Origin of the sequence: Streptacidiphilus sp. MAP12-16, from assembly GCF_041262165.1 — a bacterium.
Taxonomy (GTDB): domain Bacteria; phylum Actinomycetota; class Actinomycetes; order Streptomycetales; family Streptomycetaceae; genus Streptacidiphilus.
Window position 1 is genome coordinate 310,527 of record NZ_JBGCBY010000009.1, and the last position, 13,554, is coordinate 324,080.

General features: G+C 71.0%; 15 protein-coding genes. 4 read left to right on the plus strand and 11 right to left on the minus strand.

The window, feature by feature from the left end; translation table 11 throughout:
- Positions 1–136 precede the first annotated feature (136 nt).
- On the plus strand, positions 137–466 hold the full coding sequence (locus ABIA33_RS15150; protein WP_370081556.1) for a hypothetical protein: 330 nt from the start codon (positions 137–139) through the stop codon (positions 464–466).
- 252 nt (positions 467–718) lie between these two features.
- On the opposite strand, the gene ABIA33_RS15155 is transcribed toward ABIA33_RS15150, so the two are convergent.
- Positions 719–1,630, minus strand: a complete 912-nt coding sequence (locus ABIA33_RS15155) for an NmrA family NAD(P)-binding protein (RefSeq protein WP_370081558.1) — start codon at positions 1,628–1,630, stop codon at positions 719–721.
- Positions 1,631–1,720: 90 nt separating this feature from the next.
- On the opposite strand from ABIA33_RS15155, the gene ABIA33_RS15160 reads away from it, so the two are divergent.
- Complete coding sequence (locus tag ABIA33_RS15160) at positions 1,721–2,467, plus strand: TetR/AcrR family transcriptional regulator (RefSeq protein ID WP_370081560.1); 747 nt, start codon at positions 1,721–1,723, stop codon at positions 2,465–2,467.
- Positions 2,468–2,672: 205 nt separating this feature from the next.
- Here ABIA33_RS15160 and ABIA33_RS15165 read toward each other — a convergent pair whose 3' ends face one another.
- Both ABIA33_RS15165 and ABIA33_RS15170 read right to left on the minus strand, forming a co-directional pair.
- A complete protein-coding gene (locus tag ABIA33_RS15165) occupies positions 2,673–3,188 on the minus strand; it encodes a hypothetical protein (RefSeq protein WP_370081562.1) in 516 nt (171 codons plus the stop codon).
- A complete protein-coding gene (locus ABIA33_RS15170) occupies positions 3,185–3,763 on the minus strand; it encodes a hypothetical protein (protein ID WP_370081564.1) in 579 nt (192 codons plus the stop codon). The genes ABIA33_RS15165 and ABIA33_RS15170 overlap by 4 nt, the downstream gene beginning before the upstream one ends.
- 221 nt (positions 3,764–3,984) lie before the next feature.
- Here ABIA33_RS15170 and ABIA33_RS15175 point away from each other — a divergent pair, with 221 nt between their 5' ends.
- Together ABIA33_RS15175 and ABIA33_RS15180 are read left to right on the plus strand one after the other, a co-directional pair.
- A complete protein-coding gene (locus ABIA33_RS15175) occupies positions 3,985–4,416 on the plus strand; it encodes a GNAT family N-acetyltransferase (RefSeq protein WP_370081566.1) in 432 nt (143 codons plus the stop codon).
- A 37-nt stretch (positions 4,417–4,453) separates the two neighbouring features.
- On the plus strand, positions 4,454–5,059 hold the full coding sequence (locus ABIA33_RS15180) for a cation transporter (RefSeq protein ID WP_370081568.1): 606 nt from the start codon (positions 4,454–4,456) through the stop codon (positions 5,057–5,059).
- Between the two features lie 286 nt (positions 5,060–5,345).
- On the opposite strand, the gene ABIA33_RS15185 is transcribed toward ABIA33_RS15180, so the two are convergent.
- The 8 genes from ABIA33_RS15185 to ABIA33_RS15220 form a co-directional block, all read right to left on the minus strand.
- On the minus strand, positions 5,346–6,146 hold the full coding sequence (locus ABIA33_RS15185; RefSeq protein ID WP_370081570.1) for a family 1 encapsulin nanocompartment shell protein: 801 nt from the start codon (positions 6,144–6,146) through the stop codon (positions 5,346–5,348).
- Entirely contained in the window at positions 6,146–7,189 is a 1,044-nt protein-coding gene (locus tag ABIA33_RS15190; protein ID WP_370081572.1) for a Dyp-type peroxidase, read from the minus strand. Before ABIA33_RS15190 ends, ABIA33_RS15185 begins: the two co-directional genes overlap by 1 nt.
- 167 nt (positions 7,190–7,356) lie before the next feature.
- The gene (gene trxA / locus ABIA33_RS15195; RefSeq protein WP_370081574.1) at positions 7,357–7,800 is read right to left on the minus strand and encodes a thioredoxin; all 444 of its coding nucleotides are present in this window, start codon (positions 7,798–7,800) and stop codon (positions 7,357–7,359) included.
- On the minus strand, positions 7,797–10,424 hold the full coding sequence (gene clpB, locus ABIA33_RS15200; RefSeq protein ID WP_370081576.1) for an ATP-dependent chaperone ClpB: 2,628 nt from the start codon (positions 10,422–10,424) through the stop codon (positions 7,797–7,799). Before clpB ends, trxA begins: the two co-directional genes overlap by 4 nt.
- Positions 10,415–10,798, minus strand: coding sequence for a chaperone modulator CbpM (locus ABIA33_RS15205; RefSeq protein ID WP_370081578.1), 384 nt, complete (start codon positions 10,796–10,798; stop codon positions 10,415–10,417). The genes clpB and ABIA33_RS15205 overlap by 10 nt, the downstream gene beginning before the upstream one ends.
- Positions 10,795–11,787, minus strand: a complete 993-nt coding sequence (locus tag ABIA33_RS15210) for a DnaJ C-terminal domain-containing protein (RefSeq protein WP_370081580.1) — start codon at positions 11,785–11,787, stop codon at positions 10,795–10,797. The genes ABIA33_RS15205 and ABIA33_RS15210 overlap by 4 nt, the downstream gene beginning before the upstream one ends.
- Before the next feature lie 7 nt (positions 11,788–11,794).
- A complete protein-coding gene (locus ABIA33_RS15215; RefSeq protein ID WP_370081582.1) occupies positions 11,795–12,316 on the minus strand; it encodes a nucleotide exchange factor GrpE in 522 nt (173 codons plus the stop codon).
- Positions 12,317–12,322: 6 nt separating this feature from the next.
- On the minus strand, positions 12,323–13,554 hold a 1,232-nt coding region (locus tag ABIA33_RS15220; RefSeq protein ID WP_370081584.1), incomplete at its 5' end, for an Hsp70 family protein.

Below are 13,554 nucleotides of genomic sequence, written 5' to 3' on the forward strand. Positions count from 1 at the left end.
CGGCGACCACGTGTCGGACGCCGCCGCCGGAACCACCGTTCGACTCCGCGTGGGTCTGCGCCGACCAAAACACGTTGGCGCGCGATTCCGGCTCGGTGGGGCGTCTGAGACCTCAGTGACCGGGCAGAAGCAGGGCATGAGTGAAGTTCTGGTGGAGCAGGACCCCGGACGCATCGACCCTCAGGACATGGCCGTCATCTTGGCCGTGCTGGACGGCATCGCCGTGTCCGCGGAACCGACCCGACCGGTCGAGGTCGCATCCGAGGGCAGCTGGACGCTGTGCGTGCACTGGCTCCAGAAGGGCCCGGTGTCGGCGGACACCGAAGCAGCGCTGCCGGCGGCACTGACCCGCATCCGCGACCACTTCGTCACCCGCGAACGCACCCCACCCTCACGGATGGAACTCCGAGGGCCCGACCACGAGATCCTCCTGACCGTCGGATCCGGAAGTCCCGCAGCCGGGTAGTGGGAGCGTTCGATTCACGCCCGGGGGCTCAGCCCTGAACCCTGATCAGTTCCAGGGCTGCCTCGATGCCGCCCCGCAAGGTGTGGGCACCTCGCAGCCGGTCCGCCGCACCGCGGATGCCTGTGGCGGGAAAGCACGACGCGGGGCGCGCCCTGTTCGGGCGCGTCACTCTGCAACCGCGCCTACCCGAACCGCGCCTACCCGCGATCTCCGCGGCGCATCCGTCAATGGCCCGGCACCCCCACCCTGCGACTACCCTCCAACGCCGCGCGCGCCAGCCGTTCGGCCACCGCGATCCGCCGCCGTTTCGGGCAGTTGCTCGCGCAGGACCGTGCTCAGGGCGATGGGTTCGCGGCCGAGCAAGGTTTCCAGCGTCGAGTCGACGGCCGCGAATTCGCCTGCGCGACTGGCTGCGAAGATGCCGAGCAGTTGGCCTGCCGTCTCGGCAGGGACGCCGCCGCCCACCAGTTGCTGCCGAAACTGCTCGTCCGGTGCGGTGGTCCTGGTGATGGTGCGGCCGGTGACGTCGGTGGCGATGCGAGCGATGTCGTCGAAGGTCAACGCCTGCGCTGCGGTGAGCGGGGGCGTGGGCCCGTCGATGCGGCCCTCGTCGGCCAGGATGGCGGCGGCTGCGTCGGCGAGGTCGGCGTGGGCGGTCCAGCTGACCGGTCCGTCTGCCGGGAGCACGACCTGGCCGGACTGCATGGCGTGACCGAGGAACTGCACCGCGCTGGCGGCGTAGAAGCCGTTGCGCAGCGAGGTGAACGGCACACCGGAGGCGCGCAGCGCCTCCTCGGTGGCCGCGTGGTCGCGGCAGGGCTGGAACTCCGACGAGGCGCTGGCGCCCATGTGGCTGGTGTAGAGGACGCGTCGAGCACCGGCCGCGACGGCCGCGTCGATCGCCACACGGTGCTGCTGCACGGCCTCTTCGCCCATCCTGTCGACAGAAACGATCAGCACCTGGGAGGCGTCCTCGAAGGCGTGGGCGAGGCTGTCGGCGTCGGTGAAGCTGCCTTGCCGCACCCGTACCCCTTGGTCGGCGAACGCTTGTGCCTCGAGCGGGACGCGGACGCTGACGCCGACCTGGCCCGCAGGCACGCGGGTCAGCAGCCGTTCGACGATCTGGCGTCCGAGCTGTCCGGCGGCTCCGGTCACGATGATCATGTTGCGCTCCGGCGATCTAGTTCCAGTGGAATCAGAATCAGGGTATCACTGATACTAACGACGGAAACACATGTGCTGTATCGTCGATATATGCCGCCACCTTCACGCGTCAGGAACGACACTGCCGCCGCCGACTCCGACCCCGCAGCCGGAGGCCGTGAGCAGACCCGACAACGCGTCATCGAGGCAGCCGCCGACCTGCTGACGCGCGAGGGCCGTGACGCCGTCACCACCCGCGCGGTCGCGGTGGCGGCAGGCATGCAGCCACCGGCCATCTACCGGCTGTTCGGCGACAAGAACGGGCTACTCGATGCGGTCGCCGAGCATGGCTTCGCCACGTTTCTCGCGGCCAAGCACGTCGACCCCGACCCGCAGGACCTCATCGAGGACCTACGGGCGGGCTGGGACCTGGCAGTCGAGTTCGGTCTGGCCAATCCCGCCCTGTACACGCTGATGTACAGCGAGCCCACAAGGGCCACGTCGGCCGCCTTCAAGGCCGGCATCGAGATCCTGATGGGCCGTATCCGGCGCCTCGCCGCGGGCGGCTGGCTCCGCGTTGACGAGGAGCTTGCGGCCACGCTCATCCACGCCACAGCGCGCGGCGCGGTGCTCACCTGGCTGTCCCTGCCCGAAGACCGGCGCAATCCGGCCCTGTTGACCGCTCTGCGGGAGGCCATGGTCGCCGCCGTAACCAACCAGGAGCCGGCCGTGCCGGACGCGGGCCCGGCCAGCGCCGCCCGGGCCCTGCGCGCCACGCTGCCCGAACAGACGACGCTCAGCGGCGCGGAGCAGCATTTGCTGAGGGAGTGGCTGGACCGCCTCGCCTCCGAGGGTTGAGGCGCCACGGCTCGTGCGTTCTCGCGGGTGCGCCGAGGGCAGCGGGCGCGGGCCCCTGCCCGGGCGGCAGGCGGTGAGGTTGCACTGGTAGCGGCCCACCGTAGCTGCCGAAGACGATCGACCAGGGCGTTGTCGATGGCCGCGGCTCCCTTCGGCTGCGGATCAGCCCTCGGCTCCTACCGGTTGGGGCGCTCTTCCGCCCGTTTCAGACCTCGAGCAGGCGGTTCAGCAGCCGGCGGTACTCCTGCAGGGCGATCCGCATCGCCTCGGTGGACACGCCGGCGTCGTGCGCGGCGCTGCCGGCGGAGCGGCTGGTGTCCCATCGGTCGCGCAACTCGCCCTGACGTGCCGAGACCGACTCGGCCAGTTGCCTGGCGACCTGCTCGACCAGGCTCGCGGCCTCCTCGACGGCGTGGCGCGGGTCGTCCACGAAATCGCCCTGGATGGTCCGCCAGCGGTCGCGCAGTTTCTCGGTCGCCGATTCCTGGAAGAGCCGCTGGGTAGCGCCGAATTGGGACACCGCCGGGTTGCGCGGATCGCCCCGGTCCGGTTCGGACGCCGAGGAATCGGCCACCGGGGCTGCCTCCTCGGGCTGCGCAGCCACCTCAGCAGGTTCCTCAGCAGCCACCTCAGCGGCCGCCACCTGCTCCGAGGGCTCGTTCTCGCGGAGCGCGCGGCCCTGGAGGTTCTCGCCGGGCGCGGCGAACCTGCGGTCATTCATCGATTCGTCCTCTCAGTCGTCTCGTTCGTACGGTTCGTACGCGCCTCCGCTGCGGCGTCATCGCGCACGAGTACGTCGAAGGTCTCGCGGGCCCGTACGAACGCCTCGCGCAGTTCCTCGGTGCTGGCGCTGCCGCCCTGAGCGCGTTCTGCTGCGGCGCGGGAGGAGCGGTAGCCCTCCCGGGCCTGCGCGTGGCGCACCGACAGCGCTGCGTAGTGATCGTCGTCCGGGTAGCCCAGGTCCCGCAGCAACGTGGTCAGCAGTGCGTCGGCATCGAGGACGGCCTTCGCCGGCGCATCGACGAACTGCTCCTGCAGCGTGGCCCACTGGGCGAGGAAGCGCTCGCGCGCGGCGGCGTCCAGCGGTCGTACCTCGATCTCCTTGGCGCGCCTGATCCGGTGCTCCAGGTCCCGCTCCGCCGCCTTGGCATTACCCTCGTGCTGGGCCACCGACCGGTGGTACTCCGAGCCGAACTGCCGTTGCAGGCGCCGGCTGCGCAGACGCGGCTGCATGACCGCCAGTGCCGGCGCGGCGACCAGGACGACGGCTGCCACCACGACCCATGTGATCAACATGCGTTCCTCTTCCCGCTGTTCGGGTGTCTCGCCGCGCGCTGGTCCCAACGCGCATCCCTGTCCGGCGACTTACCGAATCGGCGCCGAGTAAACGAGAAGCCTGGAACCGCTGCTGGATCTGCGGCCGTGTCGTGCGTGTCCATACCGGCGCGCACTGTCCCGGTGACGTCCGAGACGATATCCGTTGGCACGTCAGCAGCCCTGACTGCTTGGATCCGGGCATGAACACTCACCTGCCGGACGGCTACGAGATCTCCACCGACCGCGCGCGCCTCGATGCCGCGCTGATCCACCAGTGGCTGTCGCAGGACGCCTACTGGGCGCTCGGCCGTGGTCGCGAGAAGCAGGATCTGGCCATCGCCGGCTCGCTCAACTTCGGCGTCTACGACACCGCGTCCGACGCCCAGCTCGGCTACGCCCGCGTGGTCACCGACCTGGCCACCTTCGCCTGGCTCTGCGACGTGTACGTCGCACCCGCCGCGCGCGGCAAGGGTCTCGGTACGGCCTTGGCCGCCGCTGTGCGGGACCACCTCGCCCCCTACGGTCTGCGCCGCATCCTGCTGGCCACCGCGGACGCCCACGCGGTGTACGCCAAGGTGGGCTTCGCGCCGCTGACGACGCCGCAGAAATGGATGGCGCTCGGCGAGCAGTGAGCCGACCGGCCCGGGACCGGTTTGGCACACTGCTGCGGTGACCATCGAGAAGACAACGACCCGAGAAGCCCTGCTCAAGCGCGGCTTCGCGCTCGAATACAGCACGCTCGGCTGGAACGTGGTGGGCATCGCGGTGCTCGCCGTCGGCGCCGTCAGCGCCCGCTCCGTCGCCCTGGCCGGCTTCGGCCTGGACTCCCTGATCGAGATCGGCGCCTCCACCGTCGTGATCTGGGAACTGTCCGGCAGCGGCGAGGACCGGCAGCGCAGGGGCCTACGGCTGATCGGCTACGCCTTCGCCGCCCTGGCGCTGTACCTGCTGGTCCAGTCCACGCTGGCGCTGGTCTCCGGCTACCGCCCGCACCACTCCACCCTCGGCATCGTGTGGACCGCGATCACCGCGGCAGTGATGTTCGCCCTGGCCGCGGGCAAGGCCCGCACCGGCGCCGCCCTGGACAACCCCGTCCTGAGGACCGAAGGCCGGGTCACCTTCGTCGACGGACTGCTCGCCACAGCGGTCCTGCTCGGGCTGGTCCTGAACTCGGCGCTCGGCTGGTGGTGGGCCGACCCGGCCGCCGGCTACGTCCTGGTGTACTACGCCGTCCGCGAGGTGCGGGAGATCTTCTCCGCCCACCCGGACGAGTGACGCCAAGGGATCAAGAACTGTCGTCGTCACCCGCCTGGGCCTGTTGACCGACCCGCCACGCTGGTGGCGGCCGTGGTGGCTCTGTGGGCGACGCCGCAGGCGATCGGTGGCTGACCGTGAGATGCCCAAGACCGACCGGCAAATGGAGGGTGGGAGAAGGAGCGGGTCGAGGGCCGAGTCCAGGCGGTGCCGACGAAGGAGCCATGGCGGAGCCCTGGCGACTGAGGAGAAGCCGTCTGGGCGAGAGCCATCGGCCCGCGACGCCGCCCTCCATTTGCCGGTCGGTCTAAGCGTGGGCCAGGGCCACGACAGCCTCGTCGGTGTAGGTCAGGAACGTCAGCGACTCCTGCAGGTAGAGCTGGATGTTCTGCGCGTCGTGGGACAGATACCCGATGCTCAGGTCCTGCCCGAGGCGCAGCTCGAAGTCTCCGCCGCGGGCCGACAGCAGGACCGCGCCGTCCAGGGCCGGTGCCCAGACGATCTCCCCGTCCAGCAGCCTGGCCAGGTGGCTGTGCACCGGATACCCGTAGTCGGAGGTCTCGTTGACCGCTGTGAAGGCGTCGGCCCCGAGCAGCAACGAGTACGGGCCGCCCACCCCGGCCAGCCGCAGGGCGGTCAGTGCGCGGCTGACGGCGTTGGGGTACTCGCGGACGTCGGCGGGCAGCACCAGCGGCGGATTGGACGAGCTCTTTCTCAGCCCGGTGATGCCCGCCGCGGGAAATCCGTCGAACACCGCCCCGTCCTCGGCCAGCGCCATACTCCTGGCAGCGGCCTTGACCGGCTGCCAGTCCGAATCCTTCGCACCACGCGCGACGTCGTCGACAGCACTGCGGGTGACGGTGAACGGCACCCGCAGTTCGACCAGCGGCTGCGCCTGCCGCAGGCTGGCGACCACGCCCTCGGCCGGAGGCTGGATCTCATGCAGGTGACCGGTCCCGGCGGCGGCCAGCTCCGTGCCTTCGGGCCCGATCAGGTCCAGGACCCGGCGCGCGGCCACATGCAGGACAAACGTGCGCCGCGCCTCCTCCTCGATCTGGCTCCAGGCCTCGGCCGAGACGGGCGCGAGTTCTCGGTGCAGGTTGTCCATCAGGATGTGCTCCTTTTCAGGCTGCCGATACCGAGGGAACCCGTGGACCCTGGCGACACCGACAGGGCTTCGGGCGCGGCGGGTGTCGCCGGGAGGTCCGGCAGGTTAGCCAGGAAGTCGGCGGTGGGGGTGAAGAAGAGCCCGCCGGTTGTCGCGGTGGAGAAGTCGAGGATCCGGTCGTGGTTGCCGGGCGGGCTGCCGAGGAACATGTTCTGCAGCATCTGCTCGGTCACCGCGGGTGTGCGGGAGTAGCCGATGAAGTACGTGCCGAACTCGCCCCGCCCGACGGCGCCGAAGGGCATGTTGTGGCGCAGGATCTGCTGCTGGGAGCCGTCCGGCCCGATGACGGTGGTCAGAGCCACGTGCGAGTTCGACGGCTTGACGTCGTCGTCCAGCTCGATGTCCGACAGTTTGGTACGGCCGACCGCACGCTCCTGTTCCTCCACCGGCAGCTGGCTCCACGCCTCCAGATCGTGCAGGTACTTCTGCACGACGACGTAGCTGCCCCCGGCGAAGTCGGGGTCCTCCGCTCCGATCAGCACCGCGAGCTCCGCAGCGCGGCCGGTCGGATTCTCGGTTCCGTCGACGAACCCGATCAGGTCGCGTTCGTCGAAGTACTTGAATCCATGGACTTCGTCGACGACGGCGACCGCCCCGACCAGGCGGCTCGTGATCTGCTGGGCCAACTCGAAGCACAGGTCCATGCGCCGGGCCCGGATGTGGAAGAGCAGGTCGCCGGGCGTCGCCGGGGCCCGGTGCCGGTCGCCGACCAGCTCGCGAAAGGAATGGAGTTCGGCCGGCTTCGGGCCGCCGAACAACCGGTCCCACGCCGTCGAGCCGATACTGGTCACGCATGCGAGTCCGGCCATCGGCACACGGAACCCGACCGACCGCTGAAGTCCCGCGAGGTCGGCCAGCAGCTCCCGGACGATCGGTTCGCCGCCCGGGTCGATGGTCACCACGAGGAACACCGCGGCGCTGGTCAGCGGAGTCAGGACGGGTTGCGGCTCGGCGTCGAGCGCCAGCGGCGGCACTGGCGTCATGCGTGCACACTCCAGAGAGTCTGTTCCGGCGAGTGGATCTGTTCTGGCGGACCCGACCAGGCGTCCGGGGACGCCGCGCACCGCCCGCGCTCACCCCACCACCCTCGGCCGCTCCCCGGACCCCCGCCATCCGGGGAGTCCGTTCGTGCAGCCTCCGGGGAGTGCGGTCACGCGTGCTGGACGCTGTCTGTCAGGGCCTTCTCCACCCATTGCCGCAAGGCGGGGGCGGGGGCGGCTCCCGCCTGGCGGGCGATGGTCCGGCCGTGGTCGAGGACCAGCAGGGTGGGCACCGCCTGCACCTCGAAGCGCTGGGCCAGGGCTGGTGACCGGTCGATGTCCACCTTGACGAGCTTGATCCTGCCGGCCAGTTCGGTGGCGACCCGTTCGAGGGCGGGGCTGACCATCCGGCAGGGGCCACACCAGGTGGCCCAGAGGTCCACCAGGACGGGCAGGCTCGCCTGTTCGGCGACCGCGGCGAAGTCCGCGTCGCCGGCCTCGGCGATCCAGGGCAGGGGGGTCTGGCAGTTGCCGCACCTGGGGCGGCCCTGCGCGGCGGCGGGGACCCGGTTGGTCTTGCCGCAGTTGGTGCAGCGGACGGTGATGGCACTCATGTGGACTCCTGCGGATCGTCCTGGAAGGTGACGACCAGTTCGCCGTCCCGGGCGTCGACCACGATGGTCGCGCCATCGCGGACCTCTCCGCCGAGCAGCGCACGCCCGATCTTCGTCTCGACCTCGTGCGAGATGAAGCGGCGCAACGGCCGGGCCCCGTAGACCGGGTCGTAGCCCTCGGCCGCGATCAGGTGGCGCGCCTCCTCGGTCAGGACGAGGTTGATGCGCTGCTCGGCGAGGCGGCGGCGCAGCTCGTCCAGGAGCAGGTCGACGATGCGTTCGATCTGGGCGAGGCCTAGCGGATGGAAGAGCACGATGTCGTCGACGCGGTTGAGGAATTCCGGACGGAAGTGGCTGTTGAGCTCGCCCATCACGAGATCCCGTGCCTCGGGTTTGATCTCGCCGGCGGCGGTCGCGTCCTGGAGCAGATACTGGGAGCCGAGGTTGGAGGTCATGATGACGACCGTGTTGCGGAAGTCGACGGTGCGTCCCTGCGCGTCGGTGATCCTGCCGTCGTCGAGCACCTGGAGCAGGGTGTTGAAGACGTCGGGGTGGGCCTTCTCGATCTCGTCGAAGAGGACGACGGAGTAGGGCTTGCGGCGCACCGCCTCGGTGAGCTGGCCGCCCTCCTCGTAGCCGACGTACCCGGGGGGCGCTCCGACGAGGCGGCTGACGGTGTGTTTCTCCTGGTACTCGCTCATGTCGAGGCGGATCATGTTGCTCTCGCTGTCGAAGAGCGCGGCAGCGAGGGTCTTGGCCAGTTCGGTCTTCCCGACGCCGGTGGGGCCAAGGAAGATGAACGACCCGATCGGTCGGCGCGGGTCGCGCACGCCCGAGCGGGCCCGGATCACCGCGTCGGCGACCAGCTGGACGGCCTCGTCCTGGCCGATGACCCGCTCCCGCAGGATCTCGTCCAGGCGGAGCAGCTTCTGCCGCTCGCCCTCCTGGAGCCGGCTGACCGGGATGCCGGTCCAGGCGGAGACGATCTCGGCGATCTCGTCGGCCGTCACGACCTCGCGCAGGAGCCGGGTCTCGCCCTGTTTGGCGGCGAGTTGCTCCTCCTCGGCGGCGAGGCGGCGCTCCAGCTCGCTGATGGTGCCGTAGCGCAGCTGGGCGGCGCGGTTGAGGTCGTACTCACGCTCGGCCTCCTCGGCCTCCTGTCGGGCGCGTTCCAGCTCCTGGCGCACTTCCTGGACCCGGCGGATGGCCTGGCGCTCGGCCTCCCACTGCGCGCGCTTGGCGTCCACCTCCCCGCGCAGGTCCGCCAGTTCGCGGCGCAGGTCGTCCAGGCGGGCCCGGCTGGCCGGGTCGGTCTCCTGGGCCAGCGCCGCCTCCTCGATCTCCAGGCGGGTGGCCCGCCGGGTGAGTTCGTCGAGTTCGGCGGGCATTGAGTCGATCTCGGTGCGCATCCGTGCGCAGGCCTCGTCCACCAGGTCGATGGCCTTGTCGGGCAGGAAGCGGTCGCTGATGTAGCGGTGGCTGAGGGTGGCTGCGGCGACCAGCGCGCCGTCCTGGATCTTGACGCCGTGGAACACCTCCAGGCGCTCGCGGATGCCGCGCAGGATCGAGATCGCGTCCTCGACCGTCGGCTCGTCCACCAGGACGGTCTGGAACCGGCGTTCCAGTGCGGCATCGGACTCGATGTGCTTGCGGTACTCGTCCAGGGTGGTGGCGCCGATCATGTGCAGTTCGCCTCGGGCCAGCATCGGCTTGAGCATGTTGCCGGCGTCCATGGCGCCCTCGGCGGCGCCCGCGCCGACGACGGTGTGCAGCTCGTCCACGAAGAGCAGGATCCGGCCCTCGGCTCCCTTGACGTCGGCCAGGACGGCCTTGAGCCGCTCCTCGAACTCGCCGCGGAACTTGGCCCCGGCGACGAGCGAGCCCATGTCGAGGGAGAACACGGTCTTGTCGCGCAGCCCTTCGGGGACGTCGCCGCGCACGATCCGCTGGGCGAGGCCCTCGACGATGGCGGTCTTGCCCACGCCGGGTTCGCCGATCAGCACGGGATTGTTCTTGGTCTTGCGGCTGAGGATCTGGATCACCCGGCGGATCTCCGCGTCCCGGCCGATGACCGGGTCGAGGCGGCCGGTGCGGGCCTCCACCACCAGATCGCGGCCGTACTTCTCCAGCGCCTCGTAGGCGGCTTCCGGATTGGCGGAGGTGACCCGCTGGTTGCCGCGCACCCGGGTGAGCGCGGAGAGGAAGCTGTGCTTGGTGACGCCCTGCTCCGCCAGCCGGCGGCCGGCCGCGCTGGACGATCCCTCGTCCACCAGGGCGAGCACCAGGTGCTCGGTCGAGACGTACTCGTCCTTGAGCCGCTTGGCCTCCTGTTCGGCCCGGTCGAGCAGGCGGGCGAGGCGCTGAGTGACCATCAGCTGGCCGGGCGCGGCGCCAGGGCCGGTGGTGCGCGGGCGTTTCGCGAGATCGGCTTCGCCCGCCGAGCGCAACGCGGCCGGGTCGGCGCCGGCCTGCTCGAGCAGCCGGGTCGTCAGGCCGTCCGGCTGGTCGAGCAGGGCCAGCAGCAGATGCTCGCCGTCGACCTCGCTCTGGCCCAGCCGCACCGCGAGGCTCTGTGCTGCTTGGAGGGCTTCCTGGCTCTTCTGGGTGAGGCGACTCATGTCCATGGGGGTCGCTCCTCGGCGGATCGCTCACTGCGACGCAGCGCGGTCTCCAGTCGGTCGATGCGGTCGAGCAGGTCGAGGACCAGCCCGATGGCCGCGTAGTTGAGGGACAGCCCGGTCCGCAGCCGCTGGACCCGGGCGATGGCCGCCGGGGCGCCGGCGCGGAACCAGAGCCGGCCGAGGCCGTCCCGCTGGGCGTCCACCAGCCCGAGCGCGACGAAGCGGCGGACCAGGTCCGGCGCGAGGCCACTGCGAAGGGCGACGGTGTCCAGGCTCAGCCGGTAGGGATCAGCCGGGTAGATCCGCACCAGCGCATAGTGGGCACCGGTGTCGGCCTTTTCGGCAGCTCCGGTGGGAGGACGCTGTTGGGCTCTCATGTCTGCTTCCTCGGGTCGAAGGTCGAGACGGCGGCCAGCTCCTCGAACAGTTGGCGTTCGCGCGGCGTCGGCGAGGGCGGAACCATCACCCGGATCTCGGCGTAGAGGTCGCCGGGCGAACCCTTGGGATTGGGCATTCCCTCGCCCCGCAGCCGCAGCCGGCGGCCGGTGGAGGTGCCCGGCGGGACGTGGACCTTGGCGGTACCGCCCGGAGCGGTGACCGGGACGGTCGCCCCGAGCGCGGCCTCCCACGGGGTGACGGGCAGGTCGACCTGGATGTCGCGGCCGGAGAGGCGGTAGCGCGGGTGCGGGGCGATCCGGACCGCAAGGTAGAGATCGCCGGAGGGGCCGGGGCCGCGGCCCCGGCCGCCCTCGCCCGCGAGCCGGATCCGCTGGCCGTCCACCACACCGGCGGGGATGCTCACGTCGTAGCTGCGTTCACCGCCGGGCCCGCCGAGGCTGATCTTCCGCCTACCTCCCCGGTACGCCTCCTCCACGGTGAGAGTGAGTTCGGCCTCCTGGTCGGCGCCCGGGACCGGGCCACCCGCACCCCGGCCCGCACCCCGGCCCGCGCGGCCGCCGAACATGCCGCCGAAGAGCTCCTCGAAGTCGATGCCGGAAGCGTCGAAGTCCCCTTCGGTCCAGACCTGGGGCCCTCCTCGGCCCGCACCACGGCTGCCGCGGAAGGGGCCGCCACCGTACGGACCGCCTGAGGGACCGCCTCCGCCGAAGCCCTGGGCGGCGGCGCGCTGGTCGTAGTCCTCGGGGATCTGCCGGAAGTCGGCGCCGAAGCGGTCGTACCGGGCCCGGGTGTCGGGATCGGACAGCACGCTGTAGGCCTCGTTGATCTCCTTGAACCGCTCCTCGGCGGCGGGATCGTGGTTGACGTCCGGGTGGTGGCGGCGGGCCAGGGTGCGGAACGCCTGCTGGATCTCGTTCGCGTCGGCGGTCCGCGGGACGCCCAGCACCTCGTAGTAGTCGCGTGCCATGGCGGCCTCATTCCTGCTTGCGGCTGACCACGACGGCCGCCGGGCGCAGCTGGCGATCGGGTTCGCCGTAGCCGGGGCGCAGCACCTGGACGACGGTGCCCGGTGCGGTTTCCGGGGCGTCGACCACGGAGACCACGTCGTGCAGCGTGGGGTCGAAGGGGACGCCGGTCTCCTCGTGGCGCGGATAGCCGAGGCTTCTCAGCACCTCGACGGCCTGGTCGCGGACCGCCCGGACGCCCTGGACGATCGCCCCCGGGTCGGCGCCCGCGTGAGCGAGCGCCAGTTCGAGGTTGTCCAGGACCGGGAGCCAGGCCGCGGCGACCCTGGCCCGCTCGGCCTCCAGTTCGCGGGGCCGCTCGCGGGCGTGGCGCTTACGGAGGTTGTCCAGGTCGGCGAGGGCACGCTTCCAGCGGTCCTCCAGCTCCTCGATCTCCGCCGCAACCGGGTCCTGCTCTGCCGGCGAGTCCCTTTCCGAGGGCTCCGGCAGAGCCGCCTCCTTGGGAGGTCGAGCCTGCTCGTGTTCCGACATGGCGCCTCAGCCCCGGTCGAACTCGGCGTCGATGACATCGTCGTCGCCACCCGAAGGCCCGCCCGGGGAGGCACCGCCGGCCGCCGGACCGGGCTGGGCTCCGGGCTGAGCCCCTCCGGCGGAGTGGGTGGCCAGTCCGGCGAAGACCTGCTGGAGCTCGGAGGCGAGGCTGCGGGCCCGGTCGACCGGCACCTCCTCCTTGACCGCCGTGCGCGCCTCCTCGACCAGCAGCTCGGCGCGGGCGCGCTCGTGCTGCGGCGCCGCGTCACCGAGCTCGCCAAGCCGGCGCTCGACCTGGTAGGCGATCGCGTCCAGCTCGTTGCGGGCGTCGACGGCCTCGCGAAGCACCTGGTCCGAGGCACGATTGCGCTCGGCCTCGGCGATCATCCGCTCGACCTCGCCCGGGTCCAGGTTGGAGCCCTCGCTGATGGTGATCGACTGCTCGGCGCCGGTGTCCTTGTCCTTGGCACTGACCTTGAGGATGCCGTTCGCGTCGATGTCGAAGGTGACCTCGATCTGGGTCTCCCCACGCCGCGCGGGCCGGATGTTCTCCAGCCGGAAGCGGCCGAGCACCCGGTTGTCGGCGGCGAGTTCCCGCTCGCCCTGCAGCACCACGACGTCCACGGCCGGCTGGTTGTCCTCGGCCGTGGAGAAGGTCTCGGAGCGGCGGGCGGGGATGGTGGTGTTCCGCTCGATGATCTTCGTCATCACGCCGCCCGCGGTCTCCACACCCAGCGACAGCGGGGTGACGTCGAGCAGCAGGACGTCCTTGACCTCGCCCTTGAGCACACCGGCCTGGACGGCGGCGCCCAGCGCCACCACCTCGTCCGGGTTGACGGTCATGTTGGGGTCCTTGCCGCCGGTCAGGCGCCGTACCAGCGCCTGCACCGCCGGGATGCGGGTCGAGCCGCCGACCAGGATGACCTCGTCGATGTCGTTGTCGGTGACCTTCGCGTCGCCCATCGCCTGCTTCACCGGGCCCAGGCAGCGCTCGACCAGGTCGGCGGTGATCTGCTCGAAGGTGGAGCGGCGGACGGTCTCGGTCAGGTGCTTCGGCCCGGAGGCGTCCGCGGTCACGAACGGCAGGTTCACCTGGGTCTGGGTGACCGAGCTCAGCTCGGTCTTGGCCTTCTCTGCCGCCTCGAAGAGCCGCTGCAGGGCCTGCGGGTCCTTGCGGAGGTCGATGGCCTCGGTCTTCTGGAAGCCGTCCGCGAGGTGGTCCACCAACCGGCGGTCGA